18 protein-coding genes are annotated in these 23,456 nt (G+C 56.5%); 3 read left to right on the forward strand and 15 right to left on the reverse strand.

The annotated features are described in order from the left end of the window. Positions 1 to 18 precede the first annotated feature (18 nt). The 3 genes from queE to AC2FAJ_RS17375 are packed head-to-tail and all read right to left on the reverse strand — an operon-like array spanning position 19 to position 3,011. On the reverse strand, positions 19 to 690 hold the full coding sequence (gene queE, locus AC2FAJ_RS17365; protein ID WP_028014249.1) for a 7-carboxy-7-deazaguanine synthase QueE: 672 nt from the start codon (positions 688 to 690) through the stop codon (positions 19 to 21). A 54-nt stretch (positions 691 to 744) separates the two neighbouring features. Further along, on the reverse strand, positions 745 to 1,452 hold the full coding sequence (locus tag AC2FAJ_RS17370) for an N-acetylmannosamine-6-phosphate 2-epimerase (RefSeq protein WP_041908420.1): 708 nt from the start codon (positions 1,450 to 1,452) through the stop codon (positions 745 to 747). Then, complete coding sequence (locus AC2FAJ_RS17375; RefSeq protein WP_041908418.1) at positions 1,452 to 3,011, reverse strand: maltose/glucose-specific PTS transporter subunit IIC; 1,560 nt, start codon at positions 3,009 to 3,011, stop codon at positions 1,452 to 1,454. The genes AC2FAJ_RS17370 and AC2FAJ_RS17375 overlap by 1 nt, the downstream gene beginning before the upstream one ends. A 165-nt stretch (positions 3,012 to 3,176) precedes the next feature. Between AC2FAJ_RS17375 and AC2FAJ_RS17380 the strand changes: the two genes are divergently transcribed. Both AC2FAJ_RS17380 and AC2FAJ_RS17385 read left to right on the forward strand, forming a co-directional pair. After that, positions 3,177 to 4,001 carry a MurR/RpiR family transcriptional regulator gene (locus tag AC2FAJ_RS17380; RefSeq protein ID WP_028014252.1) on the forward strand — a complete coding sequence of 275 codons (825 nt, stop codon included), beginning with the start codon at positions 3,177 to 3,179 and terminating at the stop codon, positions 3,999 to 4,001. Positions 4,002 to 4,358: 357 nt separating this feature from the next. Then, entirely contained in the window at positions 4,359 to 5,468 is a 1,110-nt protein-coding gene (locus AC2FAJ_RS17385) for an SDR family oxidoreductase (RefSeq protein ID WP_041908416.1), read from the forward strand. A gap of 53 nt (positions 5,469 to 5,521) precedes the next feature. On the opposite strand, the gene eno is transcribed toward AC2FAJ_RS17385, so the two are convergent. The 5 genes from eno to rlmD form a co-directional block, all read right to left on the reverse strand. Continuing rightward, complete coding sequence (gene eno, locus AC2FAJ_RS17390) at positions 5,522 to 6,820, reverse strand: phosphopyruvate hydratase (protein ID WP_006811784.1); 1,299 nt, start codon at positions 6,818 to 6,820, stop codon at positions 5,522 to 5,524. Between the two features lie 81 nt (positions 6,821 to 6,901). Next, positions 6,902 to 8,539: a glutamine hydrolyzing CTP synthase gene (gene pyrG, locus AC2FAJ_RS17395; RefSeq protein WP_028014254.1), complete on the reverse strand. Its 1,638-nt coding sequence runs from the start codon at positions 8,537 to 8,539 to the stop codon at positions 6,902 to 6,904. Positions 8,540 to 8,762: 223 nt separating this feature from the next. Then, positions 8,763 to 9,554, reverse strand: coding sequence for a nucleoside triphosphate pyrophosphohydrolase (gene mazG / locus AC2FAJ_RS17400; RefSeq protein ID WP_045261274.1), 792 nt, complete (start codon positions 9,552 to 9,554; stop codon positions 8,763 to 8,765). Positions 9,555 to 9,620: 66 nt separating this feature from the next. Continuing rightward, entirely contained in the window at positions 9,621 to 11,852 is a 2,232-nt protein-coding gene (gene relA / locus AC2FAJ_RS17405; protein WP_028014256.1) for a GTP diphosphokinase, read from the reverse strand. 51 nt (positions 11,853 to 11,903) lie between these two features. Next, complete coding sequence (gene rlmD / locus AC2FAJ_RS17410) at positions 11,904 to 13,202, reverse strand: 23S rRNA (uracil(1939)-C(5))-methyltransferase RlmD (RefSeq protein ID WP_041908412.1); 1,299 nt, start codon at positions 13,200 to 13,202, stop codon at positions 11,904 to 11,906. A 57-nt stretch (positions 13,203 to 13,259) separates the two neighbouring features. Between rlmD and barA the strand changes: the two genes are divergently transcribed. Then, on the forward strand, positions 13,260 to 16,019 hold the full coding sequence (barA, locus tag AC2FAJ_RS17415; RefSeq protein ID WP_045629950.1) for a two-component sensor histidine kinase BarA: 2,760 nt from the start codon (positions 13,260 to 13,262) through the stop codon (positions 16,017 to 16,019). 97 nt (positions 16,020 to 16,116) lie between these two features. Here the strand turns inward: barA and AC2FAJ_RS17420 are convergent, their stop codons facing one another. From AC2FAJ_RS17420 to AC2FAJ_RS17450, 7 genes are all read right to left on the reverse strand, one after another. Next, on the reverse strand, positions 16,117 to 17,256 hold the full coding sequence (locus AC2FAJ_RS17420) for a glycerate kinase (RefSeq protein WP_059355340.1): 1,140 nt from the start codon (positions 17,254 to 17,256) through the stop codon (positions 16,117 to 16,119). 77 nt (positions 17,257 to 17,333) lie between these two features. Next, the gene (gene gudD / locus AC2FAJ_RS17425; protein WP_485454353.1) at positions 17,334 to 18,671 is read right to left on the reverse strand and encodes a glucarate dehydratase; all 1,338 of its coding nucleotides are present in this window, start codon (positions 18,669 to 18,671) and stop codon (positions 17,334 to 17,336) included. A 15-nt stretch (positions 18,672 to 18,686) separates the two neighbouring features. Continuing rightward, the gene (locus tag AC2FAJ_RS17430; RefSeq protein WP_485454385.1) at positions 18,687 to 20,027 is read right to left on the reverse strand and encodes an enolase C-terminal domain-like protein; all 1,341 of its coding nucleotides are present in this window, start codon (positions 20,025 to 20,027) and stop codon (positions 18,687 to 18,689) included. Then, entirely contained in the window at positions 20,027 to 21,382 is a 1,356-nt protein-coding gene (gudP, locus tag AC2FAJ_RS17435; RefSeq protein WP_041908405.1) for a galactarate/glucarate/glycerate transporter GudP, read from the reverse strand. Before gudP ends, AC2FAJ_RS17430 begins: the two co-directional genes overlap by 1 nt. Before the next feature lie 292 nt (positions 21,383 to 21,674). Further along, positions 21,675 to 22,124: a flavodoxin gene (locus AC2FAJ_RS17440; RefSeq protein ID WP_028014263.1), complete on the reverse strand. Its 450-nt coding sequence runs from the start codon at positions 22,122 to 22,124 to the stop codon at positions 21,675 to 21,677. Positions 22,125 to 22,148: 24 nt separating this feature from the next. Further along, positions 22,149 to 22,925: a tRNA pseudouridine(65) synthase TruC gene (gene truC, locus AC2FAJ_RS17445; protein WP_045629953.1), complete on the reverse strand. Its 777-nt coding sequence runs from the start codon at positions 22,923 to 22,925 to the stop codon at positions 22,149 to 22,151. Further along, a complete protein-coding gene (locus tag AC2FAJ_RS17450; protein ID WP_028014265.1) occupies positions 22,922 to 23,251 on the reverse strand; it encodes a YqcC family protein in 330 nt (109 codons plus the stop codon). Before AC2FAJ_RS17450 ends, truC begins: the two co-directional genes overlap by 4 nt. Between the last annotated feature and the right edge of the window lie 205 nt (positions 23,252 to 23,456).

A 23,456-nucleotide genomic window follows, 5' to 3' on the forward strand; every position in this document is an offset into this window, starting at 1 on the left:
GCAAAACCGGGCTTTTTTCTAGGCAATATTCAGATACTTATGCGTCTGCATCGACAGGCGCCAGTTGCGCGCAATGCAGGTTTCAATGCACAGGCGCGTCGCATCCTCTTTCTGGCTGATCGGCTGCAGGGCGATTACCCGCTGCTTCTCATCCGTCAGCGTCGCCAGCAGTTCATCCAGCGCTTCGATATCACGCACGCGTCCTACCGGATGCTTAATTTCATCCGCGCGCTCCAGCGCCTGAGACAGCACGTCATACCCGCCACGCATATTCACTTTTGGCGATACCGTCACCCAGGTGGTGTGTGAACAGCGCACTTCATGGGTGCCGCTGGTCTCAATCTGGCAGCTGTAGCCGTTCTTTTCGAGCAGCTCGGTCAGCGGCGTCAGATCGTGAATGCAGGGTTCGCCGCCGGTGATGACGACGTGGCGAGCCGTCCAGCCCTGGCGACCAATAATGGCCAGCAGGTCTTCTGCACTGCCAGCGCCCCACTTATCGCTCTCTTTGGTTTTCGCCAGAATGCTAAACAGCGACACTTCCCGATCTGCGAGCTTATCCCACGTATGTTTGGTATCACACCAGGCACAGCCAACCGGGCATCCCTGTAAACGAATAAAGATAGCGGGAACGCCGGTAAAGTAACCCTCGCCTTGCAGGGTCTGGAACATCTCGTTAATCGGGTACTGCATAGTCATCTCAGTAAAGGGGATAAACGATAAGTATCGCAGATCCCCGTCGGATGGTCATGCTCCATCGGTGCTTTGCGCGCTAATCGCCGCCATAAAGCGCGCGGTAATTTGCTGTGGGCGGGTGATCGCCCCGCCGACAACGACCGTATGCGCGCCCAGAGCCAGACACCGGGCCGCGCGCTCGGGCGTATCCACGTTGCCTTCGGCAACCACGGGGACCGTCACGGCCGCCAGAACCGCTTTCAGGAACGCACAGTCATTCTCCGGAAGCGTATGGCCTATCGTTTCCGCCGTATAGCCGTACAGCGTGGTACCGACGCAGTCAAAGCCAAGCGTCTGCGCCGTCACGGCTTCGTCTACGGTGGAAATATCTGCCATCAGCAGTACCGAGGGGTAACGTGAGCGGATGGCCGTGACCAGTGTTTCCAGGGATTCACCGCCAGGACGTTCCCGCGCCGTCGCATCAAGGGCAATGATTTCCGGAGAGACGGCCATGAGCTCATCCACCTCTTTCATCGTAGCGGTGATAAATACTTCGCTCCCTGGATAGTCCCGTTTGATGATGCCGATAACCGGTAAAGACACCTGCTGTTTAATGGCCTCGATATCCACCACGCTGTTGGCGCGAATGGCGAAGGCTCCGCCCTGTGCCGCCGCCAGCGCCATTCGCGACATGATAAACGGGCTGTGCAGCGGTTCGTTTTCCAGCGCCTGACAGGAGACGACCAGTTTTCCCTTCAGGTTATCCAGTACATTTTTCATTACGATAAGATCTCTTCCACTTCGTTTTTGATAATCGTGACGTGCGGGCCATAAATGACCTGTACACCGTTACCGCGCACGATAACGCCGCGCGCGCCGGTGGCTTTCAGCGCCGCGTCATTCACTTTGCTGCCGTCTTTGACCGTCACGCGAAGCCGCGTGGCGCAGCAGTCCACCTCTTCCAGATTGTCTTTTCCGCCCAACCCGGCGATCACCGCCGCAGCGCGCTCGCTTTGCGGCAGGCTGACGTCATCAACCATCGCCTCCTTTTCACGGCCCGGCGTGGCGAAATCAAAGCGGTTAATCAGGTAGCGGAAGGTGAAGTAATAGAGGAAGAACCACGGCACGCCGACCAGCGGAACGAACATCCAGTTGGTTTTGGCCTCCCCCTGCAATATGCCGAACAGCACGAAGTCAATAAAACCGCCGGAGAAGGTCTGCCCGATTGTGATGTGCAGCATGTGCGCGAGCATAAACGCCAGCCCGTCAAACAGCGCGTGAATGACGTAGAGCACCGGGGCAATGAACAGGAAGGAGAACTCGATGGGCTCGGTAATTCCCGTCAGGAATGAAGTTAACGCCGCGGAGAGCAGCAGCCCGGCAACGCGCTTTTTGTTCTCCGGTTTCGCCGTGTGGTACATCGCCAGACACGCGCCGAGCAGGCCAAACATCATCGTGATAAAGCGCCCGGACATGAAGCGTGACGTGCCTTCATAGAAATGCTGCGTGTTCGGGTCGGCGAGCTGAGCGAAGAAGATCCGCTGCGTGCCCTCAACCAGGTGGCCGTTGACGATCTCGCTGCCGCCGAGCGCGGTGGTCCAGAACGGCAGATAGAAGATGTGGTGCAGACCAAACGGGCCAAGCATGCGCAAAATAAAGCCGTACAGCAGCGTGCCAAGATAACCGGTGGCATCCACCAGCCCGCCCAGACCAAAAATAAGCTTCTGGAAATGCGGCCAGACCACGGTCATGATCGCGCCAACGAGTATTGCCGCCAGCGAGCTGATAATCGGGACAAAGCGCGAGCCGCCAAAAAAGCCCAGGAACTGCGGAAGCGCTATCTTGTTAAACCGATGATGCAGCGCGCAGGTCACGAGACCAATCACCACGCCGCCAAACACCCCGGTTTCCAGCGTCTGAATACCCAGCGTCATGCCCTGCCCTACAGCGCCCGGGTTCTCGTGCGCCAGTTTGCCGGTGAGGATCAGCAGCGCGTTGATGGTGGCGTTCATCACCAGAAACGCGAGTAGCGCTGCCAGCCCCGCCGTGCCCTTATCGTTTTTTGCCAGCCCGACGGCCACCCCAACCGCAAACAGCACCGAGAGGTTCGCAAACACAATCGAACCCGCACTGCTCATGATGGTGAAAATGGCCTGCAGCCAGCTCACATCTAAAAACGGATAGGCCGCCAGCGTATTGGGGTTCGATAACGCCCCGCCGATACCGAGCAGCAGACCCGCCGCGGGCAAAACGGCGATAGGCAACATAAAGGATTTGCCAAAGCGCTGCGCTTTTTCAAACCATCCACCCGACGAAGCGCCACTGAATATTTGCATCATTTTTTCATCCCCCCATTAAAAGATGAAAATTTTTACCATATAAATATTTTATAGTGAAAATTATCATCACAAACCAGGAGGCCGATCATACTTTTTTAAAATGACTGGCATCTTTCCCCCGCTTTCCGCCACACTAGTCGCAGTGAAACACATTAAGGACGTGGCATGTCGGACCATGAAAACCTGCTGCTGAAGCTCCGCCAGGAGGCTTCCGGGTACAGCCCAACGCAACAAAAACTCGGTGAGTTTGTCCTCAGCGACCCTGCCCGGGTGCTCTACCTGACCATCACCGAACTGGCGCGAGAGAGCCACACCAGCGAGGCCAGCGTGACGCGTCTTTGCCGGACGCTGGGATGTAAGGGGTATAACGAATTCAAAATGGCGCTGGCGCTGGACATTCAGCAGGGCCAGCCCGCACGTCAGGCGGGGGATGAGATTGACAGCGTGGTGGATGAATCGGTGCAGGCTCTGCAGGATACCGCGAGACTCCTCGACCGCGCGCTGCTTGAAAAAGCCGCACTGGCGCTGCATCAGGCGCAGTCCGTGCAGATTTATGGCGTCGCGGCCAGCGCGATCCTCGGGGAGTATCTGCATTACAAGTTATTAAGGCTGGGTAAATCCGCACAGCTGTTTAGCGATATGCACCGCGCAGCCATGAATGCGACCACGCTTTCGGCAGAGACGCTGGTGGTGGCGATCTCCAGCTCCGGTTCAACGCGAGATTTACTTCACGTGGTGAAACTTGCCCGCAAGCGCGGGGTGAAGGTTCTGGCGCTCAGCAACACTCCCCGCAGCCCGCTGGCGTCTCTTAGCGATATGCTGCTGGTGGCCGCCAAGCCAGAAGGCCCTCTTAGCGCGGGCGCGCTCAATGCCAAAGTTGGGGTGATGCTGCTGGTCGAATTACTTACGACATCCATGATTGCGCTGGATGGTCATTACGCTGACGTCAGCCAGCAAACGGCCAGCGCCACGCTTCCTCTTCTGCTCTGAAAACCCTTCGCAGGCTAAATAAAATAGCCTGCATTTTATTTTGCTCAATTTAACTTAAGCAGAGTTCAATTCATTTATATGATAAATGCTTGGTGTAACAAATTATTTTGTTTATTACAGTTTGAATTATTTCCCTCGCGCCACCCCAGAGACAAAAACAGATTAAAATCATTAAGTTAAAATAAAAACATGAATAAATTGAATTTTTCCGCTTTCTGCAATGTCCAATATTTTCACCTGATTTCCTTTCCTTAAAATAAGCTTAAGACGCTGTCGGTCCCGACGTTTTATTATTTAAACGCCGTTTACTTTTGCGCGCCTACAATCCGCCCCATCAATCATAATGAGACGGTAATAATGAAGATGTTATTAATTACAGGCGTGACCGGGTTTCTGGGCGGTGCAGTACTTGAAAAAATCCTGACCAGCGATCAATCCGTAAAACTCCTTTTGCTTGCCCGTGCCGGCGATCCGCAAAGCGGGCTGGCGCGCGTGCAGGAGAACATGCGTAAGTTCAACATTTCTGAGGAGAAACTGGCCTCCCTGAGCGTGGATAATATCCTCATCGGCGACCTCAGCCAGCCGGAAGCCTTTCTGAACGATCCCCGTCTGGACCAAGTTACGCATGTCGTTAACTGCGCGGCAGTTGCGTCTTTTGGCAATAACCCGCTGATCTGGAAGGTGAACGTAGAGGGTACGCTAGCGCTGGCGCGCCGCATGGAGCAGGTCGCAGGGCTGCAGCGTTTCCTGCATGTAGGCACCGCAATGTCATGCACGCCGGAGCAGGATTCGCTGGTCGCCGAAAGTGCGGAATTCAGAGAAAACGCTGAGCACCTGGTGGAATATACGTATTCGAAGTCAACCATCGAACAGCTGATGCGCCAGGAATGTCCTAACCTGCCGCTGCTCATCGCCCGTCCGTCCATCGTCGTCGGCCATACCCGCCACGGCTGCACGCCGTCGAGCAGTATCTTTTGGGTCTTCAGCATGGGCCTGATGCTGCAGAAGTTTATGTGCTCGATGGAAGACCGGATCGACGTTGTCCCGGTAGATTATTGCGCCGACGCAATGTTAATGCTGCTGAGCAGCAACGCGCGTCCGGGGGAAGTGGTACACATTTCAGCCGGGGAAGAGAACAGCGTTCGCTTTGCGGATATCGATCGGGCAATGGCGCAGGCGCTGGAGAAAGCGCCCGTTGGCGATAAGTACGCGCAGGTCAGCTACGAAACGCTGGTCAAAATGCGCCGTGAACTGAAAACCATTTTTGGTCCGTGCAACGAACGTCTGATGCTGAGAGCGATGCGCTTATACGGTGCCTTTGCCACGCTGAACGTGCGCTTCAGCAACGATAAGCTGCTCAGCATGGGGATGCCGAAGCCACCTCGTTTTACGGATTATATCGCCCGCTGCGTGCAAACCACCCGGGGACTGACCATTCCCGAGCAGATGGCGGTCGATTTTAAATAACCAAAAAAAATGCCAGTCATTCGACTGGCATTTTCATGTTAAGGCTTAAGCAATTATGCCTGGCCTTTGATCTCTTTACGACCGTTGTAAGGTGCTTTTTCACCCAGCGCTTCTTCGATACGAATCAGCTGGTTGTATTTAGCAACACGGTCAGAACGGCTCATAGAACCGGTTTTGATCTGGCCAGCAGCGGTACCAACAGCCAGGTCAGCAATGGTCGCGTCTTCAGTTTCGCCAGAACGGTGAGAGATAACAGCGGTGTAGCCAGCGTCTTTCGCCATTTTGATCGCAGCCAGCGTTTCGGTCAGAGAACCGATCTGGTTGAATTTGATCAGGATGGAGTTAACGATGCCTTTCTCGATGCCTTCTTTCAGGATCTTAGTGTTGGTTACGAACAGATCGTCACCAACCAGCTGGATTTTGTCGCCCAGTACTTTGGTCTGGTATGCGAAACCATCCCAGTCAGACTCGTCCAGACCGTCTTCGATAGAAACGATTGGGTACTGTTTGGTCAGGTCTTCCAGGAAGTGAGTGAACTCTTCGGAGGTGAACGCTTTGTTGCCTTCGCCAGCCAGAACGTATTTACCGTCTTTGTAGAATTCAGATGCTGCACAGTCCATCGCCAGGGTGATGTCTTTGCCCAGCTCGTAGCCTGCTGCTTTAACCGCTTCAGCGATAACAGCCAGTGCTTCTGCGTTAGAACCCAGGTTTGGCGCGTAGCCACCTTCGTCACCAACAGCAGTGTTCATACCTTTAGCTTTCAGAACTTTAGCCAGGTTGTGGAACACTTCAGAACCCATACGAACCGCTTCTTTCAGGGTTTTCGCGCCAACTGGCTGAATCATGAATTCCTGAATATCAACGTTGTTGTCTGCGTGCTCACCACCGTTGATGATGTTCATCATTGGTACAGGCATAGAGTATTTGCCTGGGGTGCCGTTCAGTTCAGCGATGTGCTCGAACAGTGGCATACCTTTAGCAGCGGCTGCTGCTTTGGCGTTCGCCAGGGAAACGGCGAGGATTGCGTTCGCACCGAAGTTAGATTTGTTTTCAGTACCGTCCAGATCGATCATGATCTTGTCGATGCCAGCCTGATCTTTGGCATCTTTGCCAACGATAGCCTGAGCAATAGGACCGTTAACAGCGCCAACCGCTTTCAGTACGCCTTTGCCCATGAAACGGGATTTGTCGCCATCACGCAGTTCCAGCGCTTCACGGGAACCCGTAGAAGCACCTGATGGAGCAGCTGCCATACCGACGAAACCACCTTCCAGATGAACTTCGGCTTCAACGGTCGGGTTACCACGGGAGTCGATGATTTCACGACCGATGACTTTAACGATTTTGGACATTAGATTTTCCTCAGTACAAGTTAAACTAAAACTCCAGACAAACAACGCGTACCGTTGGTACGCGTTGCCGTTCTAACTTTTTTACTTCGCCTGACGCTTCTGGTACTCGCTGGCGGCTTTCACGAAGCCTGCAAACAGCGGATGTCCATCACGCGGCGTTGAAGTAAATTCCGGGTGGAACTGGCAGGCAACAAACCACGGATGGTTTGGCACCTCGATGATCTCGACTAACTGATCGTCCCCGGAGCGACCCGCAACACGCAGGCCCGCGGCTTCAATTTGTTTCAACAACATATTGTTGACTTCATAGCGGTGACGATGGCGCTCGGTGATGACCGGCTCGCCGTACAGCTTGCGAACCACGCTATCGTCGGACAGCTGGCAGGCCTGTGCGCCAAGACGCATAGTGCCACCCAGATCGCTCTTCTCGGTACGGACTTCGACGTTACCGTCTTCGTCGCGCCATTCCGTAATCAGCGCCACGACAGGGTACTTACAGTCTGGCACAAATTCCGTAGAGTTCGCGTTTTCCATTCCCGCTACGTTGCGCGCAAATTCGATCAGCGCAACCTGCATACCCAGGCAGATGCCGAGGTATGGAATATTGTTTTCACGCGCATAGCGTGCAGTGGCGATCTTGCCTTCAACACCACGGTAGCCGAAGCCGCCAGGGATGAGGATAGCATCCAGATCTTTCAGAATTTCAACGCCACGTGTTTCAACATCCTGCGAATCAATCAGCTTGATGTTCACGGAGACGCGGTTCTTCAGACCACCGTGCTTCAGCGCTTCGATAACTGACTTATAGGCGTCCGGCAGTTCGATGTACTTGCCGACCATACCGATAGTCACTTCGCCTGCCGGGTTCGCTTCTTCATAAATAACCTGTTCCCATTCAGACAGGTTAGCTTCCGGACAGTTCAAGCTGAATCGTTTACAAATATAATCGTCCAGACCCTGTGATTTCAACAGGCCCGGGATTTTATAAATGGAATCGACATCTTTCATTGAAATAACGGCTTTTTCAGGCACGTTACAGAACAATGCAATTTTCGCACGTTCGTTCGCTGGAATGGCACGATCGGAACGGCAAACCAGGATGTCAGGCTGAATACCGATAGAGAGCAGTTCTTTAACGGAGTGCTGAGTCGGTTTGGTTTTCACTTCACCTGCCGCCGCCATGTAAGGCACCAGCGTCAGGTGCATGAACAGCGCGTGTTCACGACCAATGTCTACCGCCAGCTGACGAATCGCTTCGAGGAACGGCAGGGATTCGATATCACCCACGGTACCGCCGATTTCAACCAGCACAACGTCATGCCCTTCGCCACCGGCAAGGACACGCTCTTTGATGGCGTTAGTGATGTGTGGGATAACCTGCACGGTCGCGCCCAGGTAGTCACCGCGGCGCTCTTTACGCAGAACGTCAGAGTAGATGCGGCCAGTCGTAAAGTTGTTACGACGGGTCATTTTGGTACGAATGAAACGCTCGTAGTGGCCAAGATCCAGATCGGTTTCAGCGCCGTCTTCAGTAACGAACACTTCCCCGTGTTGGGTTGGGCTCATGGTGCCAGGATCGACGTTGATATACGGATCCAGTTTCATCATGGTCACATTGAGGCCACGGGCTTCAAGAATGGCTGCGAGGGAGGCTGCGGCAATGCCTTTACCCAGAGAGGATACGACCCCGCCGGTCACAAAAATATAGTTCGTTGTCATGCTGAACCTGAGAAGTTAGGGTGAAACGATGGAATAACCAGGACGGGAAAGTAGTATACCCGAACACGGCGAGCGCCACAAACTTTCATTCTCCGTCTCCATTCCAGGCCATGACAAACATAAGGAGTGAGAAAATAGCCCCTTTTGGGTAAATGTTTTTGACGCAAATCAAGCGCTTGTCATTTAAAAAATCACACAAATTGCGCTTGATCGCAAAATTCCGTTAGAGATCAGATTCCTGGCGTTTTACTTCCTGCCAGACTTCTTCCATCGCGTCGAGGTCAATTCCGGTCATTTCCAGGCCCCGCGAGGCCACAATCCGCTCGACTTCGCGAAAGCGTCGTTCGAATTTCAGGTTGGCTTTTTGCAGCGCGGTTTCCGCTTTTACCCCTAAATGGCGAGAAAGGTTGACGGTGGCGAACAGCAGGTCGCCCATCTCTTCCTCCAGCTTTGCTTCATCGACCACCGCCTGCTGCGCTTCGTGCATCACTTCGTCGATCTCTTCATGCACTTTATCCAGCACGGGTCCCAGGGAATCCCAGTCAAATCCTACCGCCGAGCAGCGCTTTTGAATTTTGTGGGCGCGCATCAGCGCGGGCAGGCTCAGCGGGATGTCGTCCAGCGCAGAGTGCTGGGACTTTTCTGCGCGCTCGGCGCTTTTAATCTGCTCCCAGCGGGCCAGCACCTCTGCGCTGTTTCCTGCAGTGGCATCGCCAAAGATATGCGGATGGCGGCGCTCCAGCTTGTCGCTGATAGCGGCACAGATATCGTCAAAGTTAAAGCGCCCTTCCTCCTGCGCCATCTGGGCGTAGAACACTACCTGGAACAGCAGGTCGCCGAGTTCACCGCGCAGGTCATCGAAATCCTCGCGTGAAATGGCGTCCAGCACCTCATAGGTCTCTTCGAGGGTATAAGGTGCGATGGTCGCGAAAGTCTGCTCCTTGTCCCACGGGCAGCCGTTTTCCGGGTCGCGCAGGCGTTTCATGATGCCGAGCAGGCGGTCGATTTGAGTCATAGTTCTGTCCTGATGAAAAAATGCCGGGTGGCGGCGTTGCCTTACCCGGCCTACGGAAGAGGATGTTTAGCCGCCGTGCAGACGACGCGCGTCAATCACATCCGGCACCTGGTTCAGTTTGCCCAGCACGCGGCCGAGCACCTGCAGGTTGTAGATTTCGATGGTCATATCGATGGTGGCAAGCTGCTCGCGGGTATCGCTGCGGCTGGCAACGCCCAGCACGTTGACCTTCTCGTTGGCGAGAATGGTGGTGATGTCGCGCAGCAGCCCGCTGCGATCGTTGGCGGTGACGCGCACCACCAGCGAGTAACCGGCGGAGTAGCTCTCACCCCAGACCGCTTCCACGATACGCTCCGGCGCGTGGGACTGCAGCTCCGCAAGCTGGTCGCAGTCGGAGCGGTGGATCGAGATCCCGCGCCCCTGGGTGATAAAGCCGACGATATCGTCCCCCGGAATCGGCTGGCAGCAGCGGGCAATGTGGTGCATCAGGTTGCCCACGCCCTCGACCACCACGCGGCCGTTGTCTTTGCTGCGCTGCTGCGGGGCATAGGTTTTCTGCTGCAGCTGCTTCAGCGCCGCCGCGTCCTGCTCTTCCGCGCTAGGCTTGTTGAACTGCGCCTGCAGGAAGTTGACCATCTGATTCAGACGGATATCACCGCCGCCAATCGCCGCCAGCAGCTCGTCCAGCTCGTTGAAGTTGTAGCGCGGCAGCAGGAATTTCTCTGCTTCTTTCAGGCTGATCCCGATATGCTCCAGCTCGTCGTCAAGGATCTGGCGACCGGCAAGAATGTTTTTGTCACGATCCTGCTTGCGGAACCAGGCGTGAATTTTGGAGCGCCCGCGGCTGGTGGTGACGTAACCGAGGTTCGGGTTAAGCCAGTCGCGGCTCGGGTTTGGCTGCTTCTGGGTAATGATTTCAATCTGGTCGCCCATCTGCAGCTGATAGGTAAACGGCACGATACGTCCGCCGATCTTCGCCCCGATGCAGCGGTGCCCCACGTCGCTGTGAATGTGGTAGGCAAAATCGAGCGGCGTGGAGCCAGCCGGCAGGTCGACAACGTCCCCTTTCGGGGTAAAGACGTAGACGCGGTCATCAAAGACCTGGCTGCGCACCTCGTCGAGCATTTCGCCGGAGTCGGCCATCTCCTCCTGCCACGCAATCAGCTTGCGCAGCCAGGCGATGCGGTCTTCGTGGCCGGAGCGTGCCCCGCCAGAAGTGCCCTCTTTGTACTTCCAGTGCGCGGCAACGCCCAGCTCGGCGTCTTCATGCATCTGTTTGGTGCGGATTTGAATCTCGACCGTTTTGCCGCCGGGGCCAAGCACCACGGTATGAATGGACTGGTAGCCGTTCGGTTTTGGGTTCGCGACATAGTCGTCAAATTCATCCGGCAGGTGGCGGAAGTGAGTATGTACTATCCCCAGCGCGGCGTAGCAGTCCTGCAGACGCTCCGCCACGATACGCACGGCGCGCACGTCAAACAGCTCGTCAAAGGCGAGGTGTTTCTTCTGCATTTTGCGCCAGATGCTGTAGATGTGCTTAGGCCGACCGTAAACTTCGGCACGGACGTTCTCTTCTTTCATGGCCTGACGCAGGCCGCTGACAAACTCGTCGATGTAGTGCTCACGATCGATACGGCGCTCATGCAGGAGTTTGGCAATGCGCTTGTATTCTGCCGGATGCAGATAGCGGAAGCAGTAATCTTCCAGCTCCCATTTCAGCTGACCAATACCTAAGCGGTTCGCCAGCGGCGCATAGATGTTCGTACACTCTTTGGCGGCCAGCACGCGCTCGTCTTCCGGCGCATCTTTCACTTCACGCAGGTGGGCAATACGCTCGGCCAGCTTGATGACCACGCAGCGAAAATCATCCACCATGGCCAGCAGCATCCGGCGGACGTTATCAACCTGCTCAGAGGAGACGGAATCGGTATGCGCGGCTTTTAGCTGGCGAATGGCCGCCATATCGCGCACGCCGTGGATCAGCGCAACGACGGATTTGCCGACGCTGTCGCGCAGCACATCTTCGCTGACCACATCCGCATCCGCGAGGGGGAACAGCAGCGCGGCCTGCAGCGTTTCGATGTCCATGTTCAGCATGGACAAGATTTCAACCATCTCCACGCCGCGCCATAAGAGCAGATCGGCATCCGGGTGTCCCTGCGTGGTGCGCAGACAGTAGGCCCAGGTTTCGGTTAAGCGTTCACACGACTGCTGGCTGGAAATTCCCAGACTTGCGATCCATTTTTGTGGGTCAAACTCCCCAGCTTTATTGAGATGTGCACTTCTTACCGCAACCATTGTCCTCTCCTTTAGGGACCAGGGCCTGTCGAAGTCGACAAGCCAAACAAATTAGATGTGCTCGAACAACGCCATCGATTCCAGATGTCCAGTGTGCGGGAACATGTCCAGCATTGCCAGACGCCGAATCTGGTAACCCGCGCTGATTAACGCCTCACTGTCACGGGCAAGCGTTGCCGGGTTACAGGAAACATAGACCACGCGCCTGGGCGCGAGTTTAATAATATGCGCCATGACGCCTGGGGCACCTGCACGCGCCGGGTCGAGCAGGATTTTGTCGAAACCCTGCTTTGCCCACGGCTGTTGAGTGACATCTTCCTCGAGATTTTGATGAAAGAATGTCACATTTTGCAAGCCGTTCTGCTCTGCGTTTTCCTGGCCTTTGACCACCAGCGCCTCAACGCCTTCCACCCCGACCACGCTTGCCGCTCTACGCGCCAGCGGCAGGGTAAAGTTACCCATGCCGCAGAACAGATCGAGCACACGGTCAGTGGGCTGTACGTCAAGCCATTCCAGGGTCTTCGCCACCATCTGCTGGTTTATGCCGTCGTTGACCTGGATAAAATCACGCGGACTGAACGTTAAGCGTAGCCCGTCTGACGCATACCAGGGAGCTTCGCCCGATACCTGTTCAAGTATCTCGCTTTGAGGCGCGAGGAAAAGCGCAAGCTCATGAGAATGCGAAAAGCGTTCCAGTTTTTCGCGATCTTTTTTCGACAGCGGCACGGTGTGGCGCAGCACCATCAGCGGGCCGTTGTTCGCCAGCACCAGTTCAACGTGGCCCAATGAACGCACCCCGTCCAGCGATGCAAGACAGCGGTGCACGTCCGGAAGTAACGCCTCAAGATGGGGCACCAAAATGGGGCACCGCTTCACGTCAACAATATCGCTGGAGGCGGCTTTGCGAAAACCCATCTCCAGCCGCTCCGTTTTGGGCTGATAGCTCAGGCTCAGGCGCGCGCGGCGGCGATAGCCCCAGGGCTCATCGGCGATAATCTCGTCAACTTCGTGTTTAAGGAGGCGCGCCAGCGCGCGGCTTTTACTTTTTTGCTGTAATTCTGTGCTCGCATGCTGTTGCTGGCAGCCTCCGCACACGCCAAAATGTGGACAGCGGGGCTCCACGCGCTCCGGGCTCGCGTTGAGGCGACGCTTCACCTGTCCACGCGAGTACTGACGCTTGTCTTCCGTCAGCGTAATTTCTGCTCGTTCTCCTGGCAGCAAACCTGTTATAAACAGAGTCTTACCGTTGTGACGAGCCACTCCCTGACCAAACGGATCAAGGTCCGTGGCTTCAACAGTAATGATTTGACGCGTCGTCACGCGTCGCTTTGCAGAGTAGAATTGCGCCATCGCCGAGATTTTTCTCACATAAACATAATTATCTTAATTGTCCCATAACGGAACGCCATGACCAACTACAGCCTGCGCGCGCGCATGATGATTTTGATCCTCGCCCCCACCGTTCTCATCGGTTTGCTGCTGAGTATCTTCTTTGTGGTGCACCGCTATAACGATTTGCAGCGACAGCTGGAGGACGCGGGCGCCAGCATTATCGAACCGCTCGCCGTCTCAAGCGAGTATGGGATGAACCTGCAAAACCGTGAATCCATTGGGCAGTTAATCAGCGTGCTCCACCGCCGCCACTCGGATATCGTCCGCGCCATTTCCGTCTACGACGAACATAACCGCCTGTTTGTCACCTCAAACTTTCATCTCGATCCGACCACGCTGAAGATCCCTGACGGTACGCCCTTCCCGCGCCATCTCACCGTGTTGCGGCGCGGCGACATCATGATCCTGCGCACGCCGATCGTGTCGGAAAGCTATTCACCCGATGAGTCTGCGCAATCCGATGCCAAATCCAGCAATAACATGCTGGGATATGTAGCGCTTGAGCTCGATCTCAAGTCGGTACGGCTGCAGCAGTACAAAGAAATTTTTATCTCCGGCGTGATGATGCTGTTCTGCATTGGTATTGCGCTGATCTTCGGCTGGCGTCTGATGCGTGACGTCACGGGCCCCATCCGCAACATGGTTAATACCGTTGACCGCATCCGCCGGGGACAGCTCGACAGCCGCGTGGAAGGGTTTATGTTGGGCGAGCTGGATATGCTGAAAAACGGCATTAACTCGATGGCGATGTCGCTGGCGGCCTATCACGAAGAGATGCAGCATAACGTTGACCAGGCCACCTCTGACCTGCGCGAAACGCTGGAGCAGATGGAGATCCAGAACGTTGAGCTGGATCTGGCGAAAAAGCGAGCTCAGGAAGCGGCGCGTATTAAGTCTGAGTTTCTGGCCAATATGTCGCACGAGCTGCGTACGCCGCTCAATGGCGTGATCGGCTTTACCCGCCTGACTCTGAAAAGCGAGCTGAATCCTACTCAGCGGGATCACCTGCACACCATTGAACGTTCGGCCAATAACCTGCTGGCGATCATTAACGACGTGCTGGACTTCTCCAAGCTGGAGGCGGGCAAACTGATTCTGGAAAGTATTCCCTTCCCGCTGCGCAGTACGCTCGATGAAGTGGTGACGCTGCTCGCGCACTCGTCGCACGACAAGGGCCTTGAGCTAACGCTCAATATTAAAAACGACGTGCCGGACAACGTTATTGGCGATCCGCTGCGCCTGCAGCAGGTCATTACCAATCTTGTCGGGAATGCGATTAAATTCACCGAAAGCGGCAACATCGACATCCTGGTAGAAAAACGCGCCATCAGTAATAACAAGGTGCAGATTGAGGTTCAAATCCGCGATACCGGTATCGGCATTCCGGAGCGGGATCAGTCGCGTCTGTTCCAGGCCTTCCGCCAGGCAGACGCCAGCATTTCCCGCCGCCATGGCGGTACCGGACTGGGGCTGGTGATCACGCAGAGGCTGGTAAACGAGATGGGCGGCGATATCTCTTTCCACAGCCAGCCAAACCGCGGCTCAACCTTCTGGTTCCATATTAACCTCGACCTCAATCCGAACGTGCTGACCGACGGCCCGGTGACGGACTGTCTGAAAGGTAAGCGCCTGGCCTACGTCGAGCCTAACGCGGCAGCGGCGCAGTGCGCGCTGGATATTTTAAGCACCACGCCGCTGGAGGTGGTTTACAGTCCAACCTTCTCAGCCCTGGCCGTTGATCATTACGACATTTTGCTGATGGGGATCCCGGTGACCTTCACCGGCGAGCTGACCATGCAGCAGGAGCGGCTGGCGAAAGCCGCGTCGATGACCGACTATCTGCTGCTGGCGCTGCCCTGCCACGCCCAGCTTAATGCGGAAGAGTTGAAAAACGACGGTGCGGCCGCGTGCCTGCTTAAACCACTCACCGCGACCCGCCTGCTGCCCGCCCTCACGGAGTATTGCCGTCTTAGCCAGCACGCACTGCCGTTGATTAACGACGAGCAAAAACTGCCCATGAGCGTGATGGCGGTGGATGATAATCCGGCCAACCTGAAGCTCATTGGGGCATTGCTGGAAGACCAGGTTCAGCATGTTGAGCTGTGCACCAGCGGCGCGCAGGCGGTTGAACAGGCTAAGCAGATGCAGTTCGACTTAATTCTGATGGATATTCAGATGCCGGGCATGGATGGCATTCGTGCCTGCGAGCTGATCCACCAGCTCCCGCATCAGCAGCAAACGCCAGTTATTGCTGTCACCGCGCACGCGATGGCGGGCCAGAAGGAGAAGCTGCTGAGCGCCGGGATGAATGACTATCTGGCAAAGCCCATCGATGAAGAGAAACTTCATAGCCTGCTGTTGCGCTACAAGCCGGGTCATATTGGCGGAACATATACGGTTTTCAGCGAGCCGGTTGAGGTAAGCGTTAATCAAAATGCGACCTTTGACTGGCAGCTGGCGCTGCGCCAGGCGGCAGGGAAACCCGATTTAGCACGAGAGATGCTGCAAATGCTGGTCGCGTTTCTGCCGGAGATCCGTAATAAGGTTGAAGAACAGCTGGTGGGCGAGAACCCGGAAGAGCTGCTGGAAGCGATCCACAAGCTGCACGGCAGCTGCGGCTACAGCGGCGTTCCGCGGCTGAAAAACCTCTGCCAGCTGCTGGAGCAGCAGCTGCGCGCGGGTACGCCGGAATCGGAGCTTGAACCGGAGTTCCTGGAACTGCTGGATGAAATGGATAACGTGACGCGGGAAGCGATGAAGGTGTTGGGTAGCTGAGGTAAAAGCCCGGTGGCGGCTTCGCCTTACCGGGCCTACGATTGCGGGTGCGGCCTGATGCCCTCACCCCGCCCCTCTCCCACGGGGAGAGGGAGAACTACATCCCCTGCCCCACTTTCAGCACCGCCGCGATATTCCTTGCGGCCATCTGTACATTCTCGCTGGCATTTTCCAGCGCGTCCTCCAGCGAGCAGATGGTGTAGATCACGCTAAACACCGCGTCTAAGCCGTGATCGTGTACAACGCCAACATCCGCCGTCAGGCTACCTGCAATACCGATAACGGGCTTATTAAAGCGTTTCGCCACTTTCGCCACTCCTACCGGCACTTTGCCATGGATCGTCTGGCTGTCGATGCGGCCTTCCCCGGTGATCACCAGATCCGCATCGGCCACCTGGTCGGCCAAGTGTAGCGCATCGGTCACAATCTCAATGCCCTGGCGCAACTGCGCGCCACAAAAAGCGTACAGCGCCGCGCCCATGCCACCCGCTGCACCGCCGCCAGCAAGGTTGAGCACATCAATGTCCAGATCCCGGGCAATGACTCTCGCATAGTGCGCAAGCGCGTTGTCCAGGGTGACGATCATCTCGGGTGTAGCGCCCTTTTGCGGGCCAAATACCGCTGACGCGCCATCCTTACCGGTGAGCGGATTCGTCACATCGCAGGCGACTTCTATCCGGCACTCCGCCAGACGCTGGTCGAGGCCGCTCAGGTCGATCCGCGCAAGCTTATCCAGCTCGCCCCCGCCCTGCCCCAGCGGCTGTTCATTGTCGTCCAGCAGCTTAGCCCCCAGCGCCTGCACCATCCCGGCGCCGCCGTCATTGGTGGCGCTGCCACCGATACCGATGATGATATGCTTAACGCCCGCATCCAGCGCGTGGCGGATAAGTTCCCCCGTGCCCCAGGAGGTCGTTTTCAGAGGGTCACGCAGTGAAGGGGCTACCAGTTCCAGACCGCTTGCCGCCGCCATTTCAATAAAGGCGCTCTGCTCGTCACCGGATATTCCATAAAATCCGTCCACGCGCTCGCCCAGCGGACCGGTCACCGGAACGTGCACAATGCGTCCCCGGGTTGCCGCGATCATCGCCTCAACCGTGCCTTCACCGCCATCAGCGACCGGCAGTTTGACGTACTCCGCCTCAGGGAAAATCTCGCGAAAACCGCGCTCGATCGCTGTCGCAACCTCAAGCGCACTCAAACTTTCCTTATACGAGTCCGGTGCGATAACAATTTTCATAAGCCATCCTTACGCATAGTCGTTACGTTAAGCATACACCACGTAGGAAACCGCTCATGGGAGCGGTCCCAGTGCGTTTATCGTACCATGCACGGACGTTTATTGTCGAATGTCCAGTCAGGGATCAGGTACTGCATCGCCATCGCGTCGTCGCGCGCGCCCAGACCGTGTTTCTGATTCAGCTCGTGTGCTTTCATTACCTGATCCATATCCAGCTCAACGCCCAACCCCGGCGTGGACGGCACCTGCACCATGCCATCTTTGATCTCAAACGGCTCTTTGGTGAGGCGCTGATTACCCTCCTGCCAGATCCAGTGCGTGTCGATAGCGGTAATGGTGCCCGGCGCGGCGGCGGCAACGTGGGTAAACATCGCCAGCGACACGTCAAAATGGTTGTTGGAGTGCGAACCCCAGGTCAGGCCAAACTCGTGGCACATCTGCGCCACGCGAACCGAGCCCTGCATTGTCCAGAAGTGCGGGTCCGCCAGCGGGATATCCACCGATTGCAGAGAGAGCGTGTGACCCATCTGACGCCAGTCGGTGGCGATCATATTGGTCGCGGTCGGTAGCCCCGTAGCGCGACGGAATTCCGCCATGACTTCGCGGCCCGAGAAGCCTTGCTCAGCCCCGCATGGATCTTCGGCGTAGGCCAGTACGCCCTTGAGCTGCTTACCAATTTTGATCGCTTCATCAAGCGACCACGCGCCGTTCGGATCCAGCGTCACGCGCGCCTGCGGGAAACGTTTTGCCAGCGCGGTAATGGCTTCCGCCTCCTCTTCCCCCGCCAGCACGCCGCCTTTCAGTTTGAAATCATTGAAGCCATATTTTTCATACGCGGCTTCTGCCAGCCGCACCACCGCATCCGGGGTCATCGCTTCTTCGTGACGAACGCGGTACCAGTCGCATTGGTCATCCGGCTGGCTCTGATACGGCAGCGGCGTCAGCTTGCGGTCGCCGACAAAGAACAGATAGCCGAGCATCTCCACTTCACTGCGCTGCTGGCCCTCGCCCAGCAGCGACGCGACGTTAACGCCCAGGTGCTGGCCCAGCAGATCCAGCATCGCGGCTTCAATGCCGGTCACCACGTGGATAGTGGTGCGCAAATCGAAGGTTTGCAGGCCGCGGCCGCCGGCATCGCGATCGGCAAAGGTATTGCGCACGGTGTTGAGGACATTTTTGTACTCACCCAGCGTTTTGCCCACCACCAGCGGAATGGCATCCTCCAGCGTTTTGCGGATCTTCTCCCCGCCTGGAATTTCACCCACGCCGGTATGGCCGGCATTGTCTTTGATAATGACAATATTGCGCGTGAAGAACGGCGCATGCGCCCCGCTCAGGTTCATCAGCATGCTGTCATGACCTGCGACCGGAATGATTTGCATGGAGGTGACGACAGGGGTCGTAAAAGTACTCATCGTGTAATCCTTTTATCAGTGACGTCCAAAAACAGGGCGCTTACGGTCAAATGTCCAGCCGGGGATAAGGTACTGCATCGGGCCCGCGTCGTTACGTGCGCCGCCCGGTAGCTTTTTATACGCCTCATGGGCTTGATGAACCTGATCCCAGTCAAGCTCCACGCCCAGCCCCGGCGCATCGGGTACGGCAATTTTACCGTTTTTGATCTCCAGCGGATTTTTCGTCAGGCGAGCTTCGCCTTCCTGCCAAATCCAGTGGGTGTCGATGGCGGTCGGGTTACCCGGCGCCGCCGCGCCAACGTGGGTAAACATTGCCAGCGAGATATCGAAATGGTTGTTGGAGTGGCAGCCCCAGGTCAGGCCCCAGTCATCGCACAGCTGCGCCACGCGAACCGCGCCGGAGAGCGTCCAGAAGTGCGGGTCTGCCAGCGGAATGTCGACGGCGTTCAGCATCACCGCGTGGCCCATTTCGCGCCAGTTGGTGGCGATCATATTGGTCGCAACCGGCAGCCCGGTTGCGCGGCGGAATTCGGCCATCACCTCGCGGCCTGAGAAGCCCTGCTCGGCGCCGCACGGGTCTTCCGCGTAGGTCAGCACGTCACCGAGACCTTTACACAGGCTAATCGCCTCATCCAGCAGCCAGGCGCCGTTCGGGTCGACGGTGATGCGCGCCTCCGGGAAACGTTTTTTCAGCGCCCGGGCCGTTTCAATCTCCTGCTCGCCGGGCAGCACGCCGCCTTTCAGCTTGAAATCCTTAAAGCCGTAGCGATCCTGAGCAGCTTCAGCCTGCCGGACCACCGCCTCGCTGGAGAGCGCTTCCTGATGGCGCAGCTGATACCAGTCGTGGTCACCCGGTGAACGAGCCAGATAAGGGAGATCGGTTTTATTGCGATCGCCAACGTAGAACAGATAGCCCAGCACGGTGACCGCATCGCGCTGTTTGCCCGGCCCCAGCAGTTCGCAGACCGGAACGTTAAGGGCTTTACCGAGTAAATCCAGCAGTGCCGCTTCCAGGGCGGCGACCGCATTGACGCGCAGTTCAAACGTCCACGCGCCCTTGCCGAAGGTATCAAAGTCCGCCGACTGATTGCCCTTATGCACCCGCTGAACCACCTTGTTCAGACGAGCCACTTCCTGGCCTACGACCTGTGGAATAGCCTCTACCAGGGTCTGGTAGATCACTTCCCCGCCGGGGGCTTCACCTACCCCGGTGTTGCCTGCACTATCGATCAGCACCACGATATTGCGGGTAAACCATGCGTTATGCGCGCCGCCAATATTGAGCAGCATGCTGTCCTGACCGGCCACCGGGATAACTTTCATTTCCGTGACGACAGGGCTTGATTGTGTTGTCATCATCCGCGCTCCACGACAGGTTTAAGTTCAACGCGTTTAATATCGCCCACCAGCACCAGGTAACTCAGCACCGCCACCAGGGCATGCACACCAACGTAGATCAGCGCGCCGTTGAAAGACCCCGTGGTGCCGACGATGTAGCCGATAGCGATAGGTGTAACAATCCCGGAAACGTTGCCGAACATATTGAACAGACCGCCGCTCAGGCCGCTGATCTCTTTCGGTGCCGTATCCGCCATCACCGCCCAGCCCAGCGCGCCAATCCCTTTGCCGAAGAAGGCCATCGCCATAAAGCCGATAATCATCCACTCGGCACTGACGTAGTTACAGAACACCATGGTCATGGAGAGCAGCATGCCGAGCACAATCGGCGTTTTACGCGCGATGTTCAGCGAACCCGTGCGGCGCATCAGCCAGTCGGAAATGACCCCGCCAAGCACGCCGCCGATGAAGCCGCAGATTGCCGGGACCGAGGCAACAAACCCCGCTTTGAGGATCGACATGCCGCGCGCCTGCACCAGATAAACCGGGAACCAGGTGATAAAGAAGTAAGTTAAGGCGTTGATACAGTACTGACCGAGATAGATACCGATCATCATGCGCGAGCCGACGAGCTGCTTGATCTGCGCCCATTTCTGGCTGAAGGGGACTTTTGCTTTGTCAGATTTCTGATCCATATTGATCAGCGCCCCGCCCTCAGCAATGTATTCCAGCTCCTTCTTGTTCACGCCAGGGTGCTGATTCGGTTCGTGGATCACTTTCAGCCAGATAAAGCTGATGACGATCCCAAGCCCGCCCATAAAGAAGAAGACGTGCGACCAGCCCACCTCATGCGTCAGCCAGCCCATAATGGGCGCAAAGATCACCGTCGCGAAATACTGGGCAGAGTTAAAAATTGCCACCGCTGTTCCCCTCTCCTGCGCAGGAAACCAGGCCGCGACAATGCGGCTGTTGCCCGGGAAGGAAGGGGCTTCCGCCAGGCCTACCAGAAAGCGCAGCGTAAAGAGCGCCACGATAATGCCAAAGCCGCTGAAGATATCGACGAAACCCTGCAAAAGGGTAAAAGCAGACCAGATAAAGATGGACCAGAAATAGACGCGTTTAGAGCCAAAACGGTCCAGCAGCCAGCCGCCAGGAATTTGGCCGATGACGTAGGCCCACGAGAATGCAGAGAAAACGTAACCCATGCCCACCGGATCAAGGCCGATGTCTTTTGCCATCTCCGAGCCGGCAATCGACAGCGTGGCGCGGTCACCATAGTTAAAGGACGTGACGATAAACAGCATCACCACTATCCAGTAGCGGGCGTTAGTGCGCTTTTCAGCGCTGCTCGCTGCGTGGCTTAATGTACTCATTGTTGCACTCCTGAAACATAGCTTTCGCCTGTTCATTCTGTACAGCACCGGTAGGGTAATCAGAATGAGATAAGTTTTGTCGTTTTAGTACGGCGTGAAGCCGTTTTATTGTGACCGGAAAAGTATATGAAGGAGTGACAGGTTCGCTCACCGTGCAGAAACACAACATTGAGGAGTGTGGGGAACGTGGTTTAAGGCATAAGCCCAAAGCAGTGGAAGATACTTCACGGAATTGAGGATTTGATGCGGCTTTGTTGCCGGGTGGCGGCTACGCCTTACCCGGCCTACGAAACTATTTAAGAAGCGTTGCCCAGTGTTCAACCCACGGGTTCGACTCGCTTTCGGGTTCAGGATGCTCACCGGCATCAATCAGCAGCATCTCGCCGACGCGCTGGGCGCTCTGTTCCTGAAGAAGCGCATCGAACTGCTTGCCGCCGCCGCAGAAGTTGGCGTAAGAGCTATCGCCAAGGGCAATAATGCCGTAGTGAACGTCCGGCTGGTAGCCAAGCCGATCTTTAATGCCCTGGAAAAGCGGCACGATGCTGTCCGGGAGATCGCCCTGACCGGTGGTGGAGGTCACTACCAGAATGTATTTATCTTTATACTTTTCCCAGTCCGCCAGCTCCGGGTCTTCATAGACCGTGGCTTTATGGCCCTGGCTTGTCAAAATCGCCTCAGCCTCTTCCGCTACCAGCAGCGAGTTGCCGTACATTGTGCCGACAAAAATGCCTACTTCAGCCATGCTTTGCTCCCGTAATTATTGCGCTTACCGTTCATCCTGAACGTTGCCCGATGCAAACTCAACCCTTTCATTTTCGGGGAGTTGTCCCCGCCAGCCAAACTGTGACAGCGCCTGCATCCAGACGTCGTCCAGCCCGGCACGAATAATCAGTGTTTCACCGGTAAACGGGTGAGTCAGGCTAAGCTCGCTGGCGTGCAGCATCAGTCTGTTACAGCCAAAATGCTCTGCCGCGCTGCGGTTCTGGCGCAGATCGCCGTGCTTGCTGTCGCCAATAATCGGGTGGCGCAGGTGCGCAAGATGGCGGCGAAGCTGGTGCTTGCGTCCGGTTTTGGGCAAAAGCTCAACCAGGCTGTAGCGCGTGGTGGGGAATTTGCTGGTTGCTACCGGCATTTCCGTTGTCGCCATGCCGCGATAATCCGTCACCGCGGGCTGCGGGCCTTTGTCATCGCGGGCAAATTTATCGGCGATTTTGTCCAGCTCCTCCACCAGCGGATAGTCCAGCGTGGCGGATTCGGTCAGCCAGCCACGCACGATCGCGTGGTAGCGCTTCTGGATCTGGTGCTGTTCGAACTGCTGAGCCAGCAGGCGGCCCGCCTCGCTGGAAAGCCCCATCAGCAGCACGCCGGAAGTCGGTCTGTCGAGGCGGTGCGCGGTAAACACATGCTGACCAATCTGGTCGCGCACGGTTTGCATCACCACCACTTTCTCATCGCGATCCAGCCAGCTGCGGTGCACCAGCCAGCCAGACGGTTTATTCACCGCCACCAGCCACTCGTCCTGATAGAGGATTTCCAGCGTCATGCCTCTTCACCGGCAAACAGGGCGTCCAGTTTTTCCAGTTCAACCAGCATCACATCGCGAGCAGGGTGCGTCGCTTCGAGCGCCATTTCATAGTAGGGAGAAACGGCGAACGCCTGCGGCAAAGGGTGGCCGCCTTCCAGCAGCGCGTGCATGCGCGGGATTAATACCCACTGAAGCCACTCGAACGGTGCCAGCGTATCCAGGCAGAATGGCTGGGTACTGGCAAACGCTTCCGGATTCGGCGCGGTCTCCTGCCACAGCTGATGCTGGCGCAAAAGGGCTTCGATGGCGTGCAACTGAGCACGAACGCTATCGTGTTGCGTCATAGTAACCTCAACTGAAAAAGTGAACGGCGCGCAGCATAGCATTGCGGAAGACAGAAATAAAAAAGGGAGCACTGTAAAAACAGTGCTCCCGGTTCGTTTCGCAGCATTCCAGCTACAATTCGTGCTCCCTGCTCTTCCGTGACAACTTTTCCTGATGCCCGAAGGCCTGATCATCCTTATACCTTTTGCATCCTGCACACATCTT

The sequence above is a fragment of the Enterobacter cloacae complex sp. 385G4 genome, from assembly GCF_057320665.1.